This is a genomic window from Helicobacter pylori NQ4053, assembly GCF_000274605.1.
GTDB classification, from domain to species: Bacteria; Campylobacterota; Campylobacteria; order Campylobacterales; family Helicobacteraceae; genus Helicobacter; species Helicobacter pylori_CV.
In genome coordinates this window covers 145,587-163,830 of sequence record NZ_AKNV01000001.1, presented here as the reverse complement: position 1 = coordinate 163,830, position 18,244 = coordinate 145,587, and the positions used below count along the sequence as shown (strand labels likewise).

The 18,244-nt window shown below is 39.2% G+C and carries 17 protein-coding genes and 1 tRNA gene; 13 read left to right on the top strand and 5 right to left on the bottom strand.

Features of this window, described 5'->3' with window-relative positions; all coding sequences use genetic code 11:
- Window positions 1–76 precede the first annotated feature (76 nt).
- Complete coding sequence (locus AYS37_RS00835; RefSeq protein WP_000720671.1) at window positions 77–790, top strand: hypothetical protein; 714 nt, start codon at window positions 77–79, stop codon at window positions 788–790.
- Between the two features lie 213 nt (window positions 791–1,003).
- On the opposite strand, the gene AYS37_RS00830 is transcribed toward AYS37_RS00835, so the two are convergent.
- Window positions 1,004–1,948 carry a D-2-hydroxyacid dehydrogenase gene (locus AYS37_RS00830; protein ID WP_000846843.1) on the bottom strand — a complete coding sequence of 315 codons (945 nt, stop codon included), beginning with the start codon at window positions 1,946–1,948 and terminating at the stop codon, window positions 1,004–1,006.
- Window positions 1,949–2,020: 72 nt separating this feature from the next.
- Between AYS37_RS00830 and AYS37_RS00825 the strand changes: the two genes are divergently transcribed.
- The 3 genes from AYS37_RS00825 to futC1 all read left to right on the top strand — a co-directional run bounded on the left by AYS37_RS00825 (window position 2,021) and on the right by futC1 (window position 3,545).
- On the top strand, window positions 2,021–2,551 hold the full coding sequence (locus AYS37_RS00825; RefSeq protein ID WP_001125839.1) for a hypothetical protein: 531 nt from the start codon (window positions 2,021–2,023) through the stop codon (window positions 2,549–2,551).
- A 95-nt stretch (window positions 2,552–2,646) separates the two neighbouring features.
- Complete coding sequence (locus AYS37_RS00820; RefSeq protein ID WP_000874797.1) at window positions 2,647–3,108, top strand: O-fucosyltransferase family protein; 462 nt, start codon at window positions 2,647–2,649, stop codon at window positions 3,106–3,108.
- Window positions 3,105–3,545, top strand: a complete 441-nt coding sequence (futC1, locus tag AYS37_RS00815) for an alpha-(1,2)-fucosyltransferase FutC1 (RefSeq protein ID WP_001874452.1) — start codon at window positions 3,105–3,107, stop codon at window positions 3,543–3,545. The genes AYS37_RS00820 and futC1 overlap by 4 nt, the downstream gene beginning before the upstream one ends.
- Window positions 3,546–3,565: 20 nt before the next feature.
- Here the strand turns inward: futC1 and AYS37_RS00810 are convergent, their stop codons facing one another.
- The 3 genes from AYS37_RS00810 to AYS37_RS00800 form a co-directional block, all read right to left on the bottom strand.
- Window positions 3,566–4,390, bottom strand: coding sequence for a DNA-methyltransferase (locus AYS37_RS00810; protein WP_000501301.1), 825 nt, complete (start codon window positions 4,388–4,390; stop codon window positions 3,566–3,568).
- 3 nt (window positions 4,391–4,393) lie between these two features.
- Window positions 4,394–5,395, bottom strand: a complete 1,002-nt coding sequence (locus tag AYS37_RS00805; protein WP_000640312.1) for an HTH domain-containing protein — start codon at window positions 5,393–5,395, stop codon at window positions 4,394–4,396.
- A 216-nt stretch (window positions 5,396–5,611) separates the two neighbouring features.
- A tRNA-Ser gene (locus AYS37_RS00800) sits at window positions 5,612–5,703 on the bottom strand.
- Between the two features lie 129 nt (window positions 5,704–5,832).
- Here AYS37_RS00800 and fabD point away from each other — a divergent pair.
- From fabD to tlpC, 9 genes are all read left to right on the top strand, one after another.
- On the top strand, window positions 5,833–6,762 hold the full coding sequence (gene fabD / locus AYS37_RS00795; RefSeq protein WP_001199038.1) for an ACP S-malonyltransferase: 930 nt from the start codon (window positions 5,833–5,835) through the stop codon (window positions 6,760–6,762).
- Between the two features lie 10 nt (window positions 6,763–6,772).
- On the top strand, window positions 6,773–7,468 hold the full coding sequence (locus AYS37_RS00790; protein WP_000250173.1) for a 5'-methylthioadenosine/adenosylhomocysteine nucleosidase: 696 nt from the start codon (window positions 6,773–6,775) through the stop codon (window positions 7,466–7,468).
- Between the two features lie 167 nt (window positions 7,469–7,635).
- Complete coding sequence (rpoD, locus tag AYS37_RS00785) at window positions 7,636–9,681, top strand: RNA polymerase sigma factor RpoD (RefSeq protein ID WP_195182780.1); 2,046 nt, start codon at window positions 7,636–7,638, stop codon at window positions 9,679–9,681.
- Window positions 9,682–9,701: 20 nt separating this feature from the next.
- Entirely contained in the window at window positions 9,702–11,075 is a 1,374-nt protein-coding gene (locus tag AYS37_RS00780; protein ID WP_001268572.1) for a C40 family peptidase, read from the top strand.
- 53 nt (window positions 11,076–11,128) lie between these two features.
- Window positions 11,129–12,481, top strand: a complete 1,353-nt coding sequence (locus AYS37_RS00775; RefSeq protein WP_000061444.1) for an FAD-dependent oxidoreductase — start codon at window positions 11,129–11,131, stop codon at window positions 12,479–12,481.
- A 6-nt stretch (window positions 12,482–12,487) separates the two neighbouring features.
- Window positions 12,488–12,676, top strand: a complete 189-nt coding sequence (locus AYS37_RS00770) for a DUF5408 family protein (RefSeq protein WP_001123732.1) — start codon at window positions 12,488–12,490, stop codon at window positions 12,674–12,676.
- Between the two features lie 352 nt (window positions 12,677–13,028).
- Window positions 13,029–13,454, top strand: a complete 426-nt coding sequence (gene rplM / locus AYS37_RS00765) for a 50S ribosomal protein L13 (protein ID WP_000167675.1) — start codon at window positions 13,029–13,031, stop codon at window positions 13,452–13,454.
- Window positions 13,451–13,840, top strand: a complete 390-nt coding sequence (gene rpsI, locus AYS37_RS00760; protein ID WP_001227274.1) for a 30S ribosomal protein S9 — start codon at window positions 13,451–13,453, stop codon at window positions 13,838–13,840. Before rplM ends, rpsI begins: the two co-directional genes overlap by 4 nt.
- A 162-nt stretch (window positions 13,841–14,002) precedes the next feature.
- Window positions 14,003–16,024 carry a methyl-accepting chemotaxis protein TlpC gene (gene tlpC / locus AYS37_RS00755; protein ID WP_000843361.1) on the top strand — a complete coding sequence of 674 codons (2,022 nt, stop codon included), beginning with the start codon at window positions 14,003–14,005 and terminating at the stop codon, window positions 16,022–16,024.
- Between the two features lie 373 nt (window positions 16,025–16,397).
- Here the strand turns inward: tlpC and AYS37_RS00750 are convergent, their stop codons facing one another.
- A complete protein-coding gene (locus tag AYS37_RS00750; RefSeq protein WP_000644238.1) occupies window positions 16,398–18,143 on the bottom strand; it encodes a hypothetical protein in 1,746 nt (581 codons plus the stop codon).
- Window positions 18,144–18,244: the final 101 nt, after the last annotated feature.

Below are 18,244 nucleotides of genomic sequence, written 5' to 3'. Positions count from 1 at the left end.
AGTTACATTTTAAGTTAAAACACACTATAATTAAATAAACTCTAAACGAAAATTAAACTGAATGAAAGGAGTCTGAATGAAAAAAATCATTTTAGTAGCGATAGCCTTATTGATGAGCGCTTGCGCGAGCTATAAGATCACGCCTGAACATGTTACTTCCTATAATAATGGGATTCAAGTGATGACCTCCACACAAGCCAAATCTAAAGTCCAGCTAGAAATCGCTCAAAGCAAATTGAAAGGTTTGAATGAATCCCCCTTAGTGCTGTATGTAGCGGCGCAAGTTATAGAGGGAAATCCTGTGGTGTTTAGCCGTAAAGCCATTTCAGTGTCTATCAACCAAACGAATTTACCGGTCTTAAGCTTGAGACAGGTGATGAAATCCAGTTTTGATTTTGAGGGCATTTTACAAAGCTTTAATATCAGCGTGCCGACCGCCCCTATTGATAATATCAATATGATCACCCCGCCTATGTTTTATTACGGGCAAGGGAGTTTTTTAGCTTATAACGGCATGATGTATGGGGGAATGGGCATGTATGGGCCGGGCTTTGGCATGATGATGATGGATGATGTAGAAGAGCAAGAGGTCATGCAAGAAAGCCGCCAAGCTTTAAAGATCCTAGCGATCAATTACCTTAAGAAAAACACCCTTAATGTTGAAAATAAGGCTAAAGGAGGGTTTGTCGTGGTGGATACCAAAAACCTTAAAACCCCGGGCGTGGTGGTGGTTAAAGTCTTTTTAGAAGATGAAATCCACACCTTTAAAATTGATATTTCTAAGGCTTAATCGCTCTCTGTCATAAAAGCCTTTGGGGGTGGTTACTCAAAGGCTTTTCTTTCCTATTTAAAAAATCATCGCTTGATTAAAACAAACTCTTTTATTTTGCATTACATTAAAAAAATGCTTTGAGCTTTTTTATCATGCCATACCCAAAAACATTAAGCGTTAGCAGTAAAAAAACTCAAACAATCAAACCCATCTCTCTATAAAATCCTACTTTTATTTTTGAGAAGCTAAAAAATCCTGGATATTTTCTTTGGTTTTTTCTACTAAGGTTTTCAAGCTGTCGCTATACGCCCATGCGATATGGGGGGTTAAAAGCAATTTGTTTTGGATCTTTGGGTTCAAAAACGCATGATCTTTTTCAAAAGGCTCTTTCACAAACACATCGCTTGCGTAATACAAATCTTTGGTTTCTAAAATTAAAGCCAAATCCTTTTCATTCACAATGCCCCCACGCCCCACATTGATTAAAATCGCCCCATCTTTTAGGCTTTGCAATTCTTTGAGAGCGATTAAATCGCGCGTGCTTTCATTTAAGGGGGCATGAATGCTGATAATACCGCTTGTTTTAAGCAATTCTTCTAAACTCAAGCGCTCATACTCTTCTTTTTTATCTTTAGGGGAATAATACACCACCTTTGCCCCGAAAGCTTGAGCGAGCTTGGCGACTCTTTTACCGATTGCGCCTAAGCCAATAACCCCCCATTGACCTCCTTTAATAAGCCCCATTTTCATACCGCTAATGTGCGTAAAAATATCGCTTTGGCTATATTCCCCGCTTTTGCAGTAACGATCGTAATCATTGATTCTCCCCAACAAAGACAACGCGCACGCTAAAGTGTGCTGGGCTACGGATTCTGTAGAATAAGCGCTCACGTTTTTGACTTCTATGCCTAAAGCTTTCGCGCTTTTTATATCCACATTATCCGTGCCTGTAGCGGTGATGCAAATGAGTTTGAGTTTAGGCAATTGGCTTAAAATCTCTTGAGTGATCACGACTTTATTCAATACCATTATTTCAGCGTCTTTGCAGCGTTCAACCACTTGATTAGGCGAAGTAACCTCATAAAAATCAAAATCCGCCACTTCTTTTAAAACTTCTAGCGCTTTTAACCCCACGCTTTTAGCGTCTAAGACCACGCCTTTTTTGAATGTTTTCATCTCTTTACTCCTAGAATTAGTTTTAAAATTATATAATTAAACCACAAAATCCTTTTTTAAAAGAAACTAAGCATGCCAAAACCCAAGAAAAACACCCTCCCCTGTAGCCTTTCTGTCAAAATGTCTTATTTCATGCGCCTTCTCATTAAATGGCGCACCCGTTCTTTAAGCCATAAAATGATGACTCTGGTTCAAATTTTAAGCATTCTAGCCTTAGCGAGCAAGGCCAGTGAAGATTTAGAAGAGCAGCTCAAAAAAATCAAAGATTACATTTATAGAACCCTAAACGCTAAAATCGCATCGGATGTGTATGACCGGGTGCTTATTTTAGTGAATGAATATTGCACTAATGAAGAATTGTTTGATAAAGAGAGCGTTAAAATTTCAGATTTACTCATTCAAGACATCCAGCTTTACGCTTTAGTGGATGAAATGCTTAAAGAAGATAAATACCAGGTCCAATACACCATTTTAAAGGGCATCATCAAGCGCAAATACGATGAAGCCTACTCGCTCAATAGCGAAGACAGGATTCTTTTAGAATACCAAGAACGCTTGCTAGAACCCTCATACGCGTCTTTTTCCAATAAAAAATTCAAATGATTTGAAAGCGTTATTCCGCTTTTTGGGCTTTTATTGAAAAAGGGCTTTAAAGTTGGCCAAAATAGGCGTTTTATTTGAAAATATAAAGGGATTGAATGGCTTTTAAGGTGGTACAAATTTGTGGGGGGCTTGGGAATCAAATGTTCCAATACGCTTTCGCTAAAAGTTTGCAAAAACACCTTAATACGCCCGTGCTATTGGATATTACTTCTTTTGATTGGAGCAATAGGAAAATGCAATTGGAGCTTTTCCCTATTGATTTGCCCTATGCGAGTGAAAAAGAAATCGCTGTGGCTAAAATGCAACACCTCCCCAAGCTAGTAAGAGAGGCGCTCAAATGCATGGGGTTTGATAGGGTGAGTCAAGAAATCGTTTTTGAATACGAGCCTGAATTGTTAAAACCAAGCCGCTTGACTTATTTTTTTGGCTATTTCCAAGATCCACGATATTTTGATGCTATATCCCCTTTAATCAAGCAAACCTTCACCCTACCCCCCCCCCAGAAAATGGAAATAATAAAAAAAAAGAGGAAGAATACCACCGCAAGCTTTCTTTGATTTTAGCCGCTAAAAACAGCGTGTTTGTGCATATAAGAAGAGGGGATTATGTGGGGATTGGCTGTCAGCTTGGTATTGATTATCAAAAAAAGGCGCTTGAGTATATGGCAAAGCGCGTGCCAAACATGGAGCTTTTTGTGTTTTGCGAAGACTTAGAATTCACGCAAAACCTTGATCTTGGCTACCCTTTTATGGACATGACCACTAGAGATAAAGAAGAAGAGGCGTATTGGGACATGCTGCTCATGCAATCTTGTCAGCATGGCATTATCGCTAATAGCACTTATAGTTGGTGGGCGGCTTATTTGATAAACAATCCAGAAAAAATCATTATTGGCCCTAAACACTGGCTTTTTGGGCATGAGAATATCCTTTGTAAGGAATGGGTGAAAATAGAATCCCATTTTGAGGTAAAATCCCAAAAGTATAACGCTTAAAGCGGCTTAAAAAAGGGGCTTTACTGGTGGTTTAAATCTTTGATTTTAGATCGGATTTCTTTATAGCGAGCGTCTAATTCTAATTTTCTGTTCATGGATATTTTGATAAATTCGCTTTCTTTTTCTATGCCGATAAATTCCCTTTTCAAAAGATTGGCCGCAATGCCTGTGGTAGAGCTCCCGCTAAAAGGATCGCCAATGAGAGAATTTTTATCGCTCGCCATTAAAAGCAAGCGCACTAATAAAGCGAGAGGTTTTTGAGTGGGGTGCTTGCCATTAATTTTTTCCCAAGGCGCGATCGCTGGGAAGCTCCACACATCGCGCATTTGTTTATCATTATTGATCTTTTTTAAAACCTCATAGTTAAAAACATGCTTGTGCTTGCGGCTTTTCCTCGCCCAAATGATTTGCTCAGCGGAATGCGTCAAATAACGGCAGCTGAAATTGGGGGGAGGGTTGGTTTTTTGCCAAGTGATGAGGTTTAAAATCTTAAAATCCAATTTTTGTAAAATGTGCCCCAAAGAAAAAAGGTTGTGGTAAGTCCCGCTGATTAAAAGGCTTCCTGTGTTTTTTAAAGCCTTTTTGGCGTTGTTTATCCACTGGTGATTAAACTCATCAATATCGTTAATCCCATTTTCTTTATCCCAATCGCCTTTATTGACGCTCACAATCTTACCGCTTTGTATGCTTAAGCCGTCATTAGAAAGGAAATAAGGCGGATCAGCAAAAATCAAATCAAACTGGTTTTCAAATTGGGGCAAAACCTCATTACAATCCCCTTGATAAAGGGTGAAAAGCTCGTCTGTGCTTTTAAAAATGGGACAAGAAAGATAAGACGCTCCCATTTTTTATTCTGCTTTAATGCCTTTATCTTTAATGTGTTTTTGTATTGCTTCATCATCAAGCACTTCATCAAAAAACTCCCCCATATCCACTGCCGTATCAAGTCCTTTTTCAATTTGCTTGTTAATCTTTTCCATAAAAGGCTTAAAATCCCCCGGACTTTGTTCTATAAGCATGTTAAGTGTGGGTATATCAATCTCCCTTTCTTTAGCTGGCAACAAGATTTTGGAGTTTGAAATCTCAGATTCTAGCTTGATAACCCCTATACCAAAGCTTTGGCTGAGCCGCCTTAATTCGCCCAAAACTTTATCTTCAATCTCTTCAAAAACCACCAAATACCCCTCATTAGCCCAAGTAGAATTGCTCACCGTTTGAAAATAGCTTTCTTTCAGATTGGAAAAATTAATCCTGATTTTAAGCTCAAAGGAAAAAAGCTTGTGTCTTTTTTGACCGGTATGCTGTAAAAATTTCAAAGTTTCTTGTTGGTATTTATTATAGGGAAAATATTTATTGTAGGGAAAATACACGCCCACGATGTCAGGATAATTCCACTCACACTTGCCTTTTTTGTCTTTACGACACTTTTCATGGTGGATAGTTTTACATAGAAGCTTGAAATTTGGATCTTCATTAAGGAATTTCACAAGTAGTGGGTGTAAATCCCTTTCCTTTTCCTTTTCATCAAAAGAGGTTTTTTGTTTTTCGGCTGTGTCTGAACACTCGCTCTGTTCATCATCTTCTTCTTTGGAATCTGGGGTTTCTTGTGGTGGAAATTCTCTTTCACGAGATTTGAGCCAATAGAAAAAGGCTCCTCCCTCTTTGCGTGCAACATAGAATTGCTTCTTATCTTTACCAAGATCACTTCCAAGTGTGGACCAAGGTGTTTTTCCTATGCTTGGGCGTTCTTTATCCAATCCCATTCCACAAGCTATCTCCCAAATTTCTTTAGGTTTCAAAGGCCTCTCTGCTTGTTCTAAAACTTTTTTAGCTAATTCTCTATAAATCATGTTCTTTCTTTTTTGTGGTTATGAGCAGAAGCAATTATACTCAAAATGTTTGAAAATACCGCAACCCTTATAGGTTTTAGGCTGGGTGTCTCTCTTCACCCAACCTAAAATTTGTATTTGTAAAATCTGTAAAAGGAGTGTCGTAAAAGGAATGCTTAGAAACTATGGTGTCTCGTTAATACATTCTAAACAAAAAGTTTTTAAAGGCAAAAAGGCTGGCGGACAGGGAGGGATTCGAACCCTCGGTAACCTTGACGGCTACGCATCCTTAGCAGGGATGTGGTTTCAGCCAACTCACCCACCTGTCCTTTAAAAAGTAGAATTATAGTAAAAATAAGTTAAAATAAACCTTAAACTTTAATGGTTTCTAAACAAAACTAAGGGCTTTTATATTACAATTTTAAATTATGGATTAATAAAACTTAAAGGATAACACCATGCAATACGCGCTATTATTTCCAGGGCAAGGCTCGCAATGTATAGGAATGGGGAAATCATTCTATGAGAGCCACACCCTAGCTAAAGAATTGTTTGAAAGGGCTTCTAATGCGCTTAAAGTGGATATGAAAAAAACGCTTTTTGAAGAAAACGAGCTTTTAAAAGAGAGCGCTTACACCCAGCCTGCCATTTATTTAGTGAGCTATATCGCTTACCAATTACTCAACAAGCAAGTGAATGGAGGATTAAAACCCGTTTTTGCTTTAGGGCATTCGCTCGGCGAAGTGAGCGCGGTGTCTTTGAGTGGGGCGTTAGATTTTGAAAAAGCCCTTAAACTCACGCACCAAAGAGGCAAAATGATGCAAGAAGCGTGCGCGAATAAAGACGCTTCCATGATGGTCGTTTTGGGCGTTTCTGAAGAAAGCCTTTTGAGTTTGTGTCAAAGAACCAAAAACGTGTGGTGCGCGAATTTCAATGGCGGCATGCAAGTGGTTTTAGCCGGGATTAAAGACGATTTGAAAGCCCTAGAGCCGACTTTAAAGGAAATGGGGGCTAAAAGAGTGGTTTTTTTAGAAATGAGCGTGGCGAGCCATTGCCCTTTTTTAGAGCCTATGATTTTTAAATTCCAGGAATTGCTAGAAAAAAGCCTGAAAGATAAATTCCATTTTGAAATCATCTCCAATGCGACTAACGAAGCGTATCACAACAAAGCAAAAGCCGTTGAATTGTTGAGCTTGCAACTCACTCAGCCGGTGCGTTATCAAGACTGCGTGAAATCCAACAACGACCGAGTGGATGTTTTTTTTGAATTAGGCTGTGGGAGTGTGTTAAAAGGGCTTAACAAGCGATTGAGCAACAAGCCAACTATAAGCGTGGGGGATAATAAAGGGCTTGATGAAGCCATTGAGTTTTTAGAAGAATACGTGTGATGGGGAGAAAATGGTGCAAAAAATTGGCATTTTAGGGGCGATGAGAGAAGAAATAACCCCTATTTTAGAATTGTTTGGCGTGGGTTTTGAAGAGATCCCTTTAGGGGGGAATGTTTTCCATAAAGGCGTTTATCATAATAAGGAAATCATTGTCGCTTATAGCAAGATTGGCAAGGTGCATTCCACTTTAACCACAACGAGCATGATTTTAGCGTTTGGCGTTCAAAAGGTGCTTTTTAGCGGGGTGGCTGGAAGCTTAATTAAAGACTTAAAAATCAATGATTTGTTAGTGGCTATTCAATTAGTCCAGCATGATGTGGATTTGAGCGCGTTTAACCACCCTTTAGGGTTCATCCCAGAAAGCGCGATTTTTATTGAAACGAGCGAAAGTTTAAACGCTTTAGCTAAAAAAGTCGCTAATGAGCAACATATCGCGCTCAAAGAAGGCGTCATCGCATCAGGCGATCAGTTTGTGCATAGCAAAGAGAGGAAAGAATTTTTAGTTAGCGAGTTTAAAGCGAGCGCGGTGGAAATGGAGGGGGCGAGCGTGGCGTTTGTGTGCCAAAAATTTGGCGTGCCATGCTGTGTGTTAAGGAGCATTAGCGATAACGCTGATGAGGAAGCTAACATGAGCTTTGATGCGTTTTTAGAAAAAAGCGCTCAAACTTCAGCGAAATTTCTAAAAAGCATGGTGGATAAGCTTTAAGGTTTGTTTTTATTAAACGCAAACAATTAAAACCCTATTTTTTAAAAAATGGGGGTTTTAAATTTTATTTTAAACTCATTTTATAATTAGAATTTAAGCTATTTTTTAGTAAAATAACAAAGGATTAGGTGTATCTTATCTTATGGACCTAACTTTTGATTGAAAGCATGGGTTCTTATTTTATGGAGTGTCCAATGAAAAAGAAAGCCAACGAAGAAAAAGCCCCCAAAAAAGCCAAAGCAGAAGCCGCACAAGAAAATAAAACTAAAGAAAACAATAAAGCCAAAGAAAATAAAATCAAAGAAAGCAAAATTAAAGAAGCTAAAGCCAAAGAAAGCAAAGCGAAAGAACCTGTTCCTGTTAAAAAGCTTAGTTTCAATGAAGCGTTAGAAGAATTGTTCGCCAATTCCTTAAGCGATTGCGTTTCTTATGAGTCTATCATTCAAATCAGCACGAAAGTCCCCACTCTAGTCCAAGTCAAAAAAATCAAAGAATTGTGCCAAAAATACCAAAAGAAATTAGTCAGCTCTTCAGAATACGCTAAAAAACTCAATGCAATTGACAAGATTAAAAAAACTGAAGAAAAGCAAAAAGTTTTAGATGAGGAATTAGAGGATGGCTATGACTTTTTGAAAGAAAAGGATTTTTTAGAGTGGAGCAGAAGCGATAGCCCGGTGCGCATGTATTTGCGCGAGATGGGGGATATAAAACTTTTAAGCAAAGATGAAGAGATTGAATTGAGCAAGCAAATCCGCTTGGGCGAAGACATTATTTTAGACGCGATTTGCTCGGTGCCGTATTTGATTGATTTTATCTATGCGTATAAAGACGCTTTAATCAATCGTGAAAGAAGGGTTAAAGAGCTTTTTAGGAGCTTTGATGATGACGATGAAAATAGCGTGAGCGATTCTAAAAAAGATGACGACAGCGAAGAAGATGAAGAAAACGAAGAAAGGAAAAAAGTCGTTTCTGAAAAAGACAAGAAGCGCGTAGAAAAGGTTCAAGAAAGCTTTAAAGCCCTAGACAAGGCTAAAAAAGAATGGCTTAAAGCCCTTGAAGCCCCCATAGATGAAAAAGAAGACGAATTGGTGCGTTCATTGACCCTAGCTTACAAACGCCAAACGCTCAAAGACAGACTCTATGATTTAGAGCCTACCAGCAAACTGATTAATGAATTAGTCAAAACGATGGAGACCACTTTAAAGAGCGGCGATGGGTTTGAAAAAGAGTTGAAACGCTTGGAATACAAACTGCCCTTATTCAATGACACTCTCATCGCTAACCATAAAAAAATCCTTGCCAATATCACTAACATGACTAAAGAAGACATTATCGCTCAAGTGCCAGAAGCGACTATGGTGAGCGTGTATATGGATCTCAAAAAACTCTTTTTGACTAAAGAAGCGAGCGAAGAAGGCTTTGATTTAGCCCCTAACAAGCTAAAAGAAATTTTAGAGCAAATCAAAAGAGGGAAATTGATTTCTGATCGCGCTAAAAACAAAATGGCTAAATCCAATTTAAGGTTGGTGGTGAGCATCGCTAAACGATTCACGAGCAGAGGCTTACCATTCTTGGATTTGATTCAAGAGGGTAATATTGGCTTGATGAAAGCGGTGGATAAGTTTGAGCATGAAAAGGGCTTCAAGTTTTCTACCTATGCAACCTGGTGGATCAAACAAGCTATCAGCAGAGCCATAGCCGATCAAGCCCGCACTATCCGCATCCCCATTCACATGATTGACACGATCAATCGCATCAATAAAGTCATGCGCAAACACATTCAAGAAACCGGCAAAGAGCCTGATTTGGAAGTGGTGGCTGAAGAAGTGGGGCTTTCGTTAGATAAAGTGAAGAATGTGATTAAGGTTACTAAAGAGCCTATCAGTTTAGAAACCCCAGTCGGCAATGATGATGACGGCAAATTTGGGGATTTCGTGGAAGACAAAAATATCGTTAGCTCCATTGATCACATCATGCGCGAAGATTTAAAAGCCCAGATTGAAAGCGTTTTGGATCAGTTGAATGAGCGAGAAAAAGCGGTGATCCGCATGCGTTTTGGGCTTTTGGACGATGAAAGCGATCGAACTTTAGAAGAAATCGGCAAGGAATTGAATGTTACTAGAGAAAGGGTGCGCCAGATTGAAAGCTCTGCGATCAAAAAATTGAGAAGCCCGCAATACGGGCGCATTTTAAGAAACTATTTGCGTATTTGATGTTAAGGTTTCTCTAAAGCATGCGTTATTTTCTTGTAGTTTTCTTGTTTTTGTTTGTGGGTTGCATGAAAAAGGATTTCACGCTCAAAGATTTATCCTTGCCCCAAGAGGCTTCAAGCTATCTTGCAAGCTCTCAAAATGGCAGTCATAATAACCAAAGCATTGACCCCCAAGCGTTAAGAGAAAACCTAAAAGAGAGCTATCTCAAAGCGTGGTATTCCCCATGGCTAGATGCGAAAATCAAAAGCAATAAAAAAGAAGTGTTTTGGATCCTTAAGGAGATGAATAAATCCACCGGTTATGGCGAAGATCTAAAACCCAACGCAAAAGCTTTCAATGATGCACTTATTAAAAGCATGGATATTGAGCATTACCCAAGCGCTAAGATTAAGGCTGTTGTGGTGCGAGATAGCGATGTAAGGGCTGTGCCTACTAACAAGCCTTATTACCTTTCTCAAAAAGGCTATCCCTTTGACAGGTATCAAAATTCGCTGATTTTTCAAGGCACGCCGGTTTTAGTCACGCATTTCAACACGGATAAAACTTACGCCCACATTCAAAGCAGTTTTGTTTATGGCTGGATCAAAGTTAGCGATTTAGCCTATATGCGCGATAAAGACATAGAGCTTTTAACCAAGCTTAAAAATTATGTCATGCCTATAAAAGATAAAATCCCCCTTTATACAGACTATGGGGATTTTTACACCAACGCTAGGGTGGGCGAATTGTTCGCTCTCATCCCCCAAAGTCAAAACACGCCTCAAAAACCCCAAAAAAAGGAATTGAAAGCCTATGGTTTTTTGAGAGACGCTAAGGGCTATGCGACTTTACAAAGCGTGATCTTAGAAGAAAAGGATTTTTTTGTTTTCCCTAAGGCTTTTAACAGCGAGAACATGGCGTATTTTATAGACACCATGCTAGGGCAAAAATACGGCTGGGGTGGGCTATTGGGTAATAGGGATTGCTCGGCTTTCACTAGGGATAGTTTTGCTAATTTTGGTATTTTGCTCCCCAGAAATTCCTACGCGCAAAGCCGTTATGCGAACAATTATGTGGATTTAAGCTCTATGAAAGCCAAAGAAAAAGAAAACTACATCCTTAAAAACGCCACGCCTTTTGGAACGCTCATCTATTTAAAAGGGCATATCATGCTCTATTTAGGCGCACACAACCATCAAGCGATAGTCGCTCACAGCATTTGGTCGGTGCAAACCCAAAAGCATTTTAAAACCTTGAGCCATAAAATAGGAGGCGTGGTGATCACTTCATTATGGTTAGCAGAAGAACATAATGGGGCGTTTTCTAAAAAGAAATTATTGATTGATAGGGTGCTTGGAATGAGCGATTTGAAAGATTTTGTCAATAAAACTTCAAGCCCTTTGAATGCGAATTGATTTTCTTATACTATGATTACGATTCATTAATTTAAAACATTTGGAGAAAGACAATGAGTATGGAATTTGATGCTGTTATTATTGGAGGTGGGGTTTCAGGGTGCGCGACCTTTTATACTTTGAGCGAATACAGCTCTTTAAAGCGCGTGGCTATCGTGGAAAAATGCTCTAAATTAGCTCAAATCAGCTCTAGCGCTAAGGCTAATTCGCAAACCATTCATGATGGCTCTATTGAAACGAATTACACTCCTGAAAAAGCTAAAAAAGTGCGTTTGAGCGCTTATAAAACCAGACAATACGCGCTCAATAAAGGCTTGCAAAATGAAGTGATTTTTGAAACCCAGAAAATGGCTATAGGCGTGGGCGATGAAGAATGCGAGTTCATGAAAAAACGCTACGAATCCTTTAAAGAAATCTTTGTGGGGCTAGAAGAATTTGACAAGCAAAAGATTAAAGAATTAGAGCCTAATGTGATTTTAGGGGCTAATGGCATAGACAGGCATGAAAACATTATCGGGCATGGGTATAGAAAGGATTGGAGCACCATGAATTTTGCGAAGTTGAGTGAAAACTTCGTTGAAGAAGCCCTAAAATTAAGGCCTAACAACCAGGTGTTTTTGAATTTCAAAGTGAAAAAGATTGAAAAACGCAACGACACTTACGCCGTAATTTCAGAAGACGCTGAAGAAGTGTATGCTAAATTCGTGCTAGTCAATGCCGGCTCTTACGCTTTGCCTTTGGCTCAGAGCATGGGCTATGGCCTAGATTTAGGGTGCTTGCCTGTGGCGGGCAGCTTTTATTTTGTGCCGGATTTATTAAGGGGTAAAGTTTATACCGTTCAAAACCCCAAACTCCCTTTTGCAGCCGTGCATGGCGACCCTGATGCTGTCATTAAAGGAAAAACACGAATCGGGCCTACCGCTTTAACGATGCCTAAATTAGAGCGCAACAAATGCTGGCTTAAGGGCATTAGCTTGGAATTGTTGAAAATGGATTTGAATAAAGATGTGTTTAAGATCGCGTTTGATTTGATGAGCGATAAAGAAATCCGTAATTATGTGTTTAAAAACATGGTTTTTGAATTGCCTATTATCGGTAAAAGGAAATTTTTAAAAGACGCTCAAAAAATCATCCCCTCTCTTAGTCTAGAAGATTTAGAATACGCTCATGGTTTTGGCGAAGTGCGCCCGCAAGTTTTAGACAGAACCAAGCGAAAGCTAGAATTAGGTGAAAAAAAGATTTGCACCCATAAAGGCATCACTTTCAACATGACCCCCTCTCCAGGCGCGACGAGTTGCTTGCAAAACGCCCTTGTGGATTCCCAAGAAATCGCTGCGTATTTGGGCGAGAGCTTTGAATTAGAACGCTTTTATAAAGATTTATCTCCAGAAGAATTGGAAAATTAAAAGCGCATGCCAAAAGAACAAGAAGCCCGAGAAATCGCTAAAAAGGCCATTCAAATCGTGTTTTTTTTAGGGATTGTGGTGGTTCTTTTGATGATGATAAACCTTTACATGCTCATCAATCAGATCAATGCGAGCGCTAAAATGAGCCAACAAATCAAAAAGATAGAAGAAAGGCTTAATCAAAAGCAAAAATAAAGGCTTTGGCTTATTAAGCATGAGTAACAAAATTAAAAAAGCTTAAAGGTATTTTTTAAAATAAATACAATAAAAGAGCTTGCGAAAAGCAAGTGATAGTCTCTTTAAAAGCAGTCTTTTGGGGTTAGGGGGTTTTTAGTTGGGGGTTGTAGGGGGAGAGTTATTTCAAAATGCCCCCCTATCCCCTTAAGGAAATGAATTTTACTTAAGAAATGAGTTTTACCATAAAATCAAAAGCAATCAAACAAATTTTTTAAAAACCCTATTTTAAAACTTTAAACTTTCCTTAAATTCAGCAATATTTAAGCTTATTTCCTTATAATGGGTGCTTTAATTTTATCAAAGGATTCTTATGACAAAGACTGCTAAAGTCAATGACATCGTTCGTGATTGGGTCGTTTTAGACGCTAAAGACAAAGTTTTTGGCCGCTTGATCACTGAAATCGCTGTGCTTTTAAGAGGCAAACACCGCCCTTTTTACACCCCTAATGTGGATTGTGGGGATTTTGTGGTGGTTATCAACGCCAATAAGGTTAAATTTTCAGGCATGAAATTAGAGGATAAAGAGTATTTTACCCATTCAGGCTATTTTGGCAGCACTAAAAGCAAGACTCTCCAAGAGATGCTAGAAAAAACCCCTGAAAAGCTCTACCACTTAGCCGTTAGGGGCATGCTCCCTAAAACGAAATTAGGGAAAGCGATGATTAAAAAACTCAAAGTTTATCGTGATGATAAGCACCCTCACACCGCACAAACTAGCAAAAAGGACGCTAAATGAGAAAAATCTATGCTACCGGTAAAAGAAAAACCGCTATCGCTAAAGTGTGGCTCACTCCGGGTAAAGGCGGATTGAGTATCAATGAACAAAGCCTGAATCAATGGTTAGGCGGGCATGAAGCCATTAAAATGAAAGTCATGCAACCCTTGCTTTTAACCAAACAAGAACAATCTGTGGATATTAAAGCGGTGGTTTTTGGTGGGGGCTACTCAGCGCAAGCGGAAGCCTTAAGGCATGGCATTTCTAAAGCTTTGAACGCTTATGATATTGCTTTTAGAGCCATTTTAAAACCTAAGGGCTTGCTCACCAGAGATTCAAGGGTGGTTGAACGCAAAAAATATGGTAAAAGAAAGGCCAGAAGAAGCCCACAATTCTCTAAAAGGTAATTTTTATTTCTTTTTCTCTTCTTTGGGGGAGTTTTGGAGGGCTTTGGCTCTCCTTTATTTTCTGCTTTTTTATTCTCTTTTTTGTTCTCTCTTTTTTATTAAAATTTCAAAATAATGTATAATAATCATTCTCTATCAATTCGTTTTAAAAGGGCAAAGAGAATGAAATCTACAAGAATTGGTTCTAAAATCGTCATGATGGTGTGTGCGGTTGTTATTGTCATTAGCGCTGTTATGGGCGTTATTATCAGCTACAAGGTTGAAAGCGTGTTGCAAAGCCAAGCCACAGAATTGTTGCAAAAAAAGGCTCAGTTAGTCAGTTTTAAAATTCAAGGCATCATTAAGCGCATTTTTATTGGCGCTAACACCCTTGAAAAATTTTTAAGCGATGAAAATAGCGCTATCAACGACACCCTAAAAAGACGCATGCTCTCTGAGTTTTTGCTGGCAAACCCTCATGTGTTATTGATTAGCGCGATTTATACGAATAATAACGAACGAATTATCACTGCCATGAGCATGGATTCAAAAATCGCCTACCCTAATACCGCGCTCAATGAAAACATGATCAATCAAATCCGTTCGCTCAAAAATATAACCCGTTCAGATCCCTATTATAAAGAGGTTGATGGCAATAAAATCTATGGCATGGATATTACCCTCCCCCTAATGGGTAAGAATCAAAATATTATAGGCGCGCTGAATCTCTTTTTAAACATTGACGCTTTTTATACCGATGTGGTGGGCAAGAAAAAGAGCAACACCTTTTTAATGGGGAAAGATGGCAGGCTTTTAATCAACCCTAATCGTGAGATTCAAGATAAGATTTTAAGCGCTATCAATCCGGATAGAAGAGTCGCTAAAGCTGTGGAGTATTACAATCAAAACGAAGCGGGCACTTTGAGCTACCATTCATTGAGCGGGAATACAGAAACCTTTTTAGCCATACAGCCCTTTGATTTTTTTGAAGAAAAAGGGGATAACGACAATCAGTGGCGTTGGGCAATTGGGAAATATGTCAATAAATCTTTAGTCTTTAAAGAAGCCACAAACACCAAATACATTATTATCACCACTTTGATTTTAGGCGTGCTGGTGTTAGCCCTTTTAGTCTTTATCATCATTTCTAGTCTTATAACCAAACGCATCAGTAGGGTCAATAACACCCTAAACGATTTTTTCAACTTGCTTAATAACCCCAAAAATAACCATGCCATAAGCCTAACGCCCCCAAGCACTTATGATGAAATCGGGCAGATGCAAGCTTCTATCAATGAAAACATTCTTAAAACCCAAGAAAGCATTCAAGCCGATAACAAAGCCATTCAAAACAGCATTGAAGTAACAAATTATGTGGAAAATGGGGATTTCACGCAAGAAATCGCATGCGTGCCTAAAAATAAAGATTTGCAAGCTTTAAGAAATACGATTAATAGCATTATCCAGTATTTTCGCAACCAAATTGGCGCTAATATTGAAGCCCTAAATAACGCCCTAGAGCATTATAAAAATTTGGATTTTACCCACCACATCCAAGATCCTAAAGCCAACATGGAAAAAGCGCTCAACACTTTAGGGCAAGAAATTTCTAGCATGCTTAAAGCTTCTTTAGGGTTTGCGAACGCACTCAATCATGAATCCAAAGATTTAAAAACTTGCGTGGATAACTTGACTAAAACCGCCCACAAGCAAGAAAGAAGCCTGAAAAACACCACCCAATCCTTAGAAGAAATCACTAATATTATCACAACAATTGATTCTAAAAGCCAAGAGATGATCTCTCAAGGCGAAGACATTAAAAGCGTGGTGGATATGATTAGAGATATTGCCGATCAAACGAATCTATTAGCCCTAAACGCTGCTATTGAAGCCGCAAGGGCCGGCGAGCATGGCAGAGGCTTTGCGGTGGTGGCTGATGAGGTGAGGAAGCTCGCTGAAAGGACGCAAAAATCGCTCAGCGAAATTGAAGCCAATATCAATATTTTAGTTCAAAGCATCGCCGATAACGCCGAGTCTATCAAAATGCAAAACAAGGGCGTAGAAAACATCCACAATTCCATTAACGCCTTGCAACAAGATGTGCAGGATAATTTGACTATCGCTAACCATTCTTTACAAGTCAGCACTAAAATTGATGGGATCTCCCAAGACATTTTAGAAGATGTGGGTAAGAAGAAATTTTAATTTCTGCTTTTAATTTTGAGCGTCTGAAAGGTGGAACCGCCTAAAGGGCTTTTTTTATAAAGCGCCCTAAAAAACGCTAATGCGAAAGGCTCTTTAAAGTCTGCATGGGCATTTCTTACCCTAAAAAGACTAGAGGTATTTTGTTAGCTTGAATATAGCCTAAGCGCTTACATCTTGCGCCCTAAAGGACGGAGTTTTTTGCGCTAGTTTGATAAAAAGCTTTGGTTGGATTTTTAAAAGCGTTCTTAGGGGGAGTGTTAGTTTTGGGGGTTAAAGGGGTATTCATCGCCAAAATACCCCCCTACCACCCTAAAAGAATTATAAATAAAAATATTAAGTTTTGGCTATCACTCTTTGATGTTGGGGTTTAATCTCAATTCCCCATATCGCCACCCATATCCCCCATGTCTCCCATATCGCCACCCATGTCATCGTTCATATCCCCCATATCGCCCATGTCATCGTTGCTGTTACCCATGTCGTCGTTCATGTCGTTCGCGTTGTTCATATCATCGCCCATGTCGTTGCTATTACCCATGTCGTCATTAGCGTTACCCGTATCATCGTTACCATTGTTCATGTTGCTCATATCATCAGTGTTACCGGTATCAGTATTGCCGGTGTCGGTGTTGTTCATATCGCCGGTATTGTTGCCGCTAGCATCTTTATCATCAGTGGGGGTGTCAGTGGCGCTAGTATCATTTGTGGTGTTAGCGTCCATGTGATCATCATTGTGATCATCGGCGTTAGTGGCGCTGTTAGGGTTTATGAGCGCGTTACCCCCTTGATCCTTGCTATCATTTGCATGGGTGTTGTCCATGTTGTTGGTGGGCGTTTGTTGCACAGGTTGTTGCATGGGGTTATTCATCGCATCATTCAAATCATCTCTATCATCGCCATCAATTTTCAAACTCCCATCTAAATAATTCCCCACCACATCGCTGCTATGGCTTAATTGTTGCACGCTGTCTAGGGCTTTATCCACTTGAGCTTGTTGCTCGCTTGAAAGCCCTTTTTGATCTTTTAAGTCATTGTCTAGCTGGTTTAAATTATTATCTAATTTATCCCTCACTTCCATAGCTTTATTGACAACTGAATCAATCTTACTAGGACTCGCCCCGTCTTGCTTCATTTCTTTGATTTGCCCCACTAAATGGTTAAGCTCTTTGGCTTGAGAAGTGATCGCATCCACGCTTTTAGTGGGCATGGCTTTAGTGTGGAAGAGCGAATTGTCTTTGAGCATGTGGCTGTTGTCTAAATTGACTAAGGCGCTATTCAAGCGGTTGGTTTGAATATCTTTGCTGAATTTGGGATCACGATAAAAACTCATGAGATTTGCTGGTTGCGAAGATTTATCGTCCTTATCGTCTCTGTCATCATCAGTAGGCGTATCAAGTTGGTTGATGGAAGCGTCATGGTCTAAAATCTCTTCTTGATCGAGCGCATACATGTAATTTTCTAACATCAAGTAGTCTTGAACTTGCATCATGAAAAACATGTTAGGGTAGAACCCATACATGCCATCATAAAAGTCATAAAAATCATACATGCCCATGCCATACATTCCATACATGCCATACATACCATAATAAGGGCTATAGTAGGAGTTGTAATAGTTGTTGCTCCTGTAATAAGGGCTTTGAGCCTTTTCATTCTCTTGTTGTTTTTTAAGATACGCCCCTACCACGCTCAAATCAGCGAGCATTTTTTGAGCCGTTTTTTGATCTTTTAAAGAAATGCCTAAGGGGATATAAATACCGGTGCGGTAACTATAAAAAGAATCCCTAGCGATGATTTTAAGGCAATATTTCAAATTCTTTTGCAATTTTAGGGCTTGCCTCAAACGCGCATGCGCTCTAAAATTCCCCAATATACCGGAGTTAAAACGCATTTTTTCCACTAACGCGCTGAATTTTTTCGCATCGCCATTAGCCGCATTGATATAGTTTAAAGCCGTAGCTCCCCACTCTGTGGTGCTGCTTTTATAACCTCCAAAATTCACTATTTTTGGCGTTAATTCCCCTTTTAATTGCGAATCTTTTAAGTCAAACAACGCCCTATTCACGCTGATAGCGTTTAAACTGAGTGTCATTATAAAAAGTATTTTTATAGCTTTCATTGATAACCTTAAAAAATATCTCTTGCGAGCATTATAGACTATTTTTAGAAATCAAAATGATTTTTGAAAACAAGCCAAAGTAAAAAACCAAATCTCAAAAC